The 4,844-nt window shown below is 29.3% G+C and carries 5 protein-coding genes; 3 read left to right on the top strand and 2 right to left on the bottom strand.

What is annotated here, in order from left to right:
- From B4I81_RS10170 to B4I81_RS10160, 3 genes are all read left to right on the top strand, one after another.
- A partial coding sequence (locus B4I81_RS10170; RefSeq protein ID WP_291110298.1) for a gliding motility-associated C-terminal domain-containing protein occupies window positions 1-1,067 on the top strand: 1,067 nt, incomplete at its 5' end.
- A gap of 30 nt (window positions 1,068-1,097) precedes the next feature.
- On the top strand, window positions 1,098-2,003 hold the full coding sequence (locus B4I81_RS10165; RefSeq protein ID WP_291110296.1) for a PorP/SprF family type IX secretion system membrane protein: 906 nt from the start codon (window positions 1,098-1,100) through the stop codon (window positions 2,001-2,003).
- Between the two features lie 11 nt (window positions 2,004-2,014).
- On the top strand, window positions 2,015-3,922 hold the full coding sequence (locus tag B4I81_RS10160; RefSeq protein ID WP_291110294.1) for an OmpA family protein: 1,908 nt from the start codon (window positions 2,015-2,017) through the stop codon (window positions 3,920-3,922).
- A 52-nt stretch (window positions 3,923-3,974) separates the two neighbouring features.
- On the opposite strand, the gene B4I81_RS10155 is transcribed toward B4I81_RS10160, so the two are convergent.
- Together B4I81_RS10155 and B4I81_RS10150 are read right to left on the bottom strand one after the other, a co-directional pair.
- Complete coding sequence (locus tag B4I81_RS10155; protein ID WP_291110292.1) at window positions 3,975-4,469, bottom strand: CAP domain-containing protein; 495 nt, start codon at window positions 4,467-4,469, stop codon at window positions 3,975-3,977.
- Window positions 4,470-4,707: 238 nt separating this feature from the next.
- The coding region (locus tag B4I81_RS10150; protein WP_291110300.1) for a pyridoxine 5'-phosphate oxidase C-terminal domain-containing protein at window positions 4,708-4,844 on the bottom strand (137 nt) is incomplete at its 5' end.

Raw genomic sequence — 4,844 nt, 5'->3', positions numbered from 1 at the left:
CCATCATCGATACAACCAATCCTGTTTTTACAAGCGAATTACCTCAAAATATTTCTGTTTCTTGTGATGCTGTTCCAAACCCTGTAATTATGACGGGAACAGATAATTGTAGTGATGTAACTATAAACGTACTAGATGCGATTGACAGACAAGAGTCGCAATGTGAGGGTGAGTATATTATCAATAGAACATGGACAATAACTGATGGTTGTAACAACAGTTCTAGTTATACTCAAATCATAACTGTTTTTGATAACACTCCTCCTACTTTAACAACTCAATTAAACTCTCAAATTAGCGTTTTATGTTCTGAGATTCCAGAAGTTCCAGAATTAATTTTCACAGATAATTGTTCTGGAATCAATGAAATTAATTATAGTGAAACATCCAATGTAGTTTCAATTTATGAATATGTCCTTATTCGTGAATGGATAGTATCTGATAATTGTGGAAACGAAGCAAATTTTTCCCAAACTATAAACGTTAGTGTTGAAAAAACGTCTGATGCAATTCCTTTTGCAATTTGCATTGAAGAAAATCCAATAGATTTATTTACTATATTAGACGATTCAATTCCTACAACTGGAGAATGGCAAGAAATAACAAATTCAGGTGGATTGAATGGTAATATTTTTAATCCTAATAATGTGACTTTAGGAAATTACACCATACAATATGTTGTAGCATTAGAAGATAATAGTTGTCCTATGATTTATGAAATTTATTTAAATGTTAATGATGATTGTATAGTATTAGCTGCTTGCGATATTACTGTGTATAATGCAGTATCACCAAATGATGACAGTTCAAATGATTTCTTGTTTATTGATGGAATTGAGTGCTATCCAAATAATTCTATTGAAATTTATAACAGATGGGGAATTTTAGTCTATGAAGAAACGGGTTATAATAATAGTCTTAAATCGTTTAAAGGTGTATCTGAAGGAAGAAATACTGTTAATAGAAATGAACTTCTACCAGACGGAACTTACTTTTACATTCTTAAATATACAGATGAGGAAAATAAGAAACATGATCGATCAGGATATTTATACTTAAACCGTTAATTGACTTAAAAAAACTTAAAAACAAACAAGATGAAAACGATTCTAACAATAATTTGTGCATTCATTTTACAAAATATCTATTCTCAACAGGATTCTCAATATACGCAATATATGTACAATACGTCACTAGTAAATCCTGCTTATGCAGGTTCTAGGGAAACTATTACAGCCTTTTTACTTCATAGAAATCAGTGGGTTGGATTAGATGGAGCACCAGTAACTAACAATTTCTCAATAAATATGCCGATTGGAGATTCAAACTTTGGGATTGGATTAAATTTTGTAAATGATAAGATTGGACCAGTAACAGAGAATGAAATTTCTGCTGACTTATCATATTTTATTCAAGTTTCTGAAAATTATAAATTATCTTTAGGCTTAAAGGGAACTGCAAATTTATTTCAATTAGATGTTAATAAACTAAGGGTATTTGATCCTACTGATCCTCAATTTCAAAATATGGATACTGAATTTTCACCAAACGTTGGAGCTGGATTATATCTTTTTTCAGATAAAACTTATTTAGGATTATCAGTGCCAAATTTTTTTGAATCCTATCGATATAATGATAACAATATTAAAATTACAAAAGAAAAAATGCACTTTTATTTTATTGCTGGACACGTTTTTAAAATAAGTAATAATATTGATTTTAAACCTGCTCTATTAAGTAAAATAGTAGAAGGCGCTCCACTACAAGCAGACGTAACTGCAAATTTCTTATTCTTTGAAAAACTAACATTAGGTGCTGCCTACAGATGGGATGCTTCTGTAAGTGCTTTAGCTGGATTTCAAATTTCCGATTCTTGGTTCATTGGATATGGATATGATTTAGAAACTACGAAACTTGCTAACTATAATTCAGGTTCACACGAGATATTTCTTCGATACGAGTTGTTCAACAAAAGCAGTGTTTCAGCTCCTAGATTTTTTTAAATTTTCTAATTATGAAAACATTATACACACTAGTATTCGTTTTAAGTATCACAGTTGGTGCTTTCGGTCAAGGGTCTAAGCTAAACAAAGCGGACAAAAAATACGACAAATATTCCTATATAGATGCAATCGAAATTTATGAGAAAGTGGCTGAAAAAGGATATAAATCTGTAGAATTATTTCAAAAATTAGGTAATGCATATTATTTTAATAGTGAATTAGATAAAGCTTCTAAATGGTATGGTGAACTTTTTGCCTTAAATCAAGAAACAGACTCTGAGTATTATTTTAGATATGCTCAAGCCTTAAAAGCGGTAGGAAATTACGAAAAATCAAATCAATACATGGAATTATTTGCCCAAAAAACAAACGATTCTAGAGCTAAATTATTTCAAGAAAATAAAAATTACTTAACTAATATTGATGCTGTTTCTGGAAAATACACTATAGATAAAACAGATGTTAATTCAGAATTTTATGATTACGGTCCAACATTTTTTGGTAAACAAATTGTATTTACTTCTTCTCGAAGTGAAGGTAACCAGTATTCTAAAATTCATGCTTGGACAAAACAAAACTTCACTGATTTATTTGTTGCTTCAATTGATAATGATGGAAGATTAGGTAGCGTAGAAAACTTTTCTAAAACCGTGAATACTAAATTTAATGAGTCCTCTCCTATTTTTACGAAAGATGGCAAAACCATGTATTTTACTAGAAACAATTACAACGACGGCAAAAAACGTAAAAGTGACGACAAAGTAATCATGGAAAAAATTTACAAAGCTGAATTAGTAAATGGAGAATGGACAAATGTAAAAGAACTTCCTTTTTCAAGCGACAATTACAAAACAGCACATCCTGCTTTGAGTACAGATGAGAAAACATTGTATTTTGCCTCAGATATGCCAGGAAGCTTTGGTAATTCAGACTTATACAAAGTTTCTATCGATTCCAATGGTAATTTTGGTTTACCAGAAAATTTAGGAACAACTATAAACACGGAAGGAAGAGAAACATTTCCTTTTATAGATGCTGATAATAATTTATTTTTTGCATCTGATGGACACCCAGGACTAGGTGGTTTAGACATTTTTGAAGCTAAAGTCAACAATAATTCTTTTGAAAAACCAGTTAATATTGGTAAACCCTTAAATAGTCAATTAGATGATTTTGGTTATGTAACTAACAAAGATGGTTTGGGATTTTTCTCCTCCAACAGAGATGGAGGAATAGGTTTTGATGACATTTATACCTTTAGAATTTGTACGCATACATTATCTGGATTAATAACAGATATTGATACAAAAGAAATTTTACCTAATTCCAAAGTAATTCTATATGATGATAAAATGAATAAAATTTCCGAGACAATTGCTTCAGAAAAAGGATTATATTCTTTTAAAATTGATTGTAATAAAAAATATTTGGTAAGAGTTTCAAAAGAAGAATACGAAACAATTGAAAAATCATTTGAACCAATTTCAATTAATGAAGAATCTAAATTAGATTTTGAACTAAAACGTAAAATATTCCCAATAGAAGTAGGTACAGATCTCGCTAAAGTATTAAATATTAGTATAATTTATTTTGATTTAGACAAATGGAATATTCGTAAAGATGCAGCAGAAGATTTAGAAAAAATAATTGCCGTTATGAACCAATATCCAAGTATGACAATTGATATCCGTTCACATACCGATAGTAGACAATCACATAAATACAATGAACAATTATCAGATCGTAGAGCAAAATCAACTTTAGAATTTATGGTTAAAAATGGTATAAATAGAAGTAGATTAACCGCAAAAGGGTATGGAGAAACGCAATTAGTAAATAACTGTTCAGATGATGTTCCTTGTAGTGAAACTGAACATCAGAAAAACAGAAGAAGTGAGTTTATAGTAATTAAAATGTAACTTACTTTAATTATTTTTTGGAAAGCAGTTGTTTAATTTAATAACTGCTTTTTTATTTTTTTATAAATATGTTAGTGTAGTACTTTTTACCTTCCTCATCAATTTTTATAGCTCCTCCAAAATGTGTGTAGTCACCTTCTAAATTAGCTTTATGGCTAGGACTATTAATCCAAGCATTCACAGTTGAACTTGCTGAAGAATAACCATAAGCAATGTTTTCACCAACTCTGTAAGCACCTAATACTTCTTGCAAATTAGATTTTCTCTTATCAAAACCATCATGTGTAACCACATGATTAACATACATGTAATCATTATGCTCAGCAGATTTATATGAAATATGATCAATAATATTTAACGGATTTAAACCTATTGAAACTCTATAATTGTTTACCTGATCTAATAATTCTAACTCGGCCGTAGAATGCGTATAACTTTTGACAACTTCAGTTGAAGAACTTGGATTACTTTCATTATCAGAAGAACATGATACAAATAAAACAAGCATTAACGCTAAAGTAACTGAATTTAATATTAAATTTTTCATGACTTTATCTTTTAAATTAATGAACTAAACAATTTAATAAAATCGACAAACTGTTTGATTTCTTAGATAAAGGTACAAAATAATCGGTAACATACATAAAAAATCGATGAAATACATCAAAATTTAACGTTTTAAACATTTGAATATCAAATACTTAAAACTTTACTTACATAAATAAAAAAATCCTAAGCTTTAAAACTTAGGATTTATAATGTATATTTTTTTAAAAATTTGATTATCAAGGAGATAAACGTTCTATCTTCCAATCGTATTCGTTAGTTAATTGATAGCGAATTCTATCGTGTAAACGATTTGGTCTTCCTTGCCAAAATTCTACTTCTACAGGGCGAACTAAAAAACCACCCCAATGTGCTG

This window comes from Flavobacterium sp. UBA6195, assembly GCF_002422095.1.
In the GTDB taxonomy this organism is placed as follows: domain Bacteria; phylum Bacteroidota; class Bacteroidia; order Flavobacteriales; family Flavobacteriaceae; genus Flavobacterium.
This window is presented reverse-complemented; position numbering and strand designations above follow the sequence as displayed.

What these genes read in the sequence shown, in the direction of transcription:
- B4I81_RS10160 (WP_291110294.1), top strand. Translation starts at nt 2,015, where the DNA reads ATGAAAACATTATACACACTAGTATTCGTTTTAAGTATCACAGTTGGT.
- B4I81_RS10155 (WP_291110292.1), bottom strand. Translation starts at nt 4,469, where the DNA reads ATGAAAAATTTAATATTAAATTCAGTTACTTTAGCGTTAATGCTTGTT.
- B4I81_RS10165 (WP_291110296.1), top strand. Translation starts at nt 1,098, where the DNA reads ATGAAAACGATTCTAACAATAATTTGTGCATTCATTTTACAAAATATC.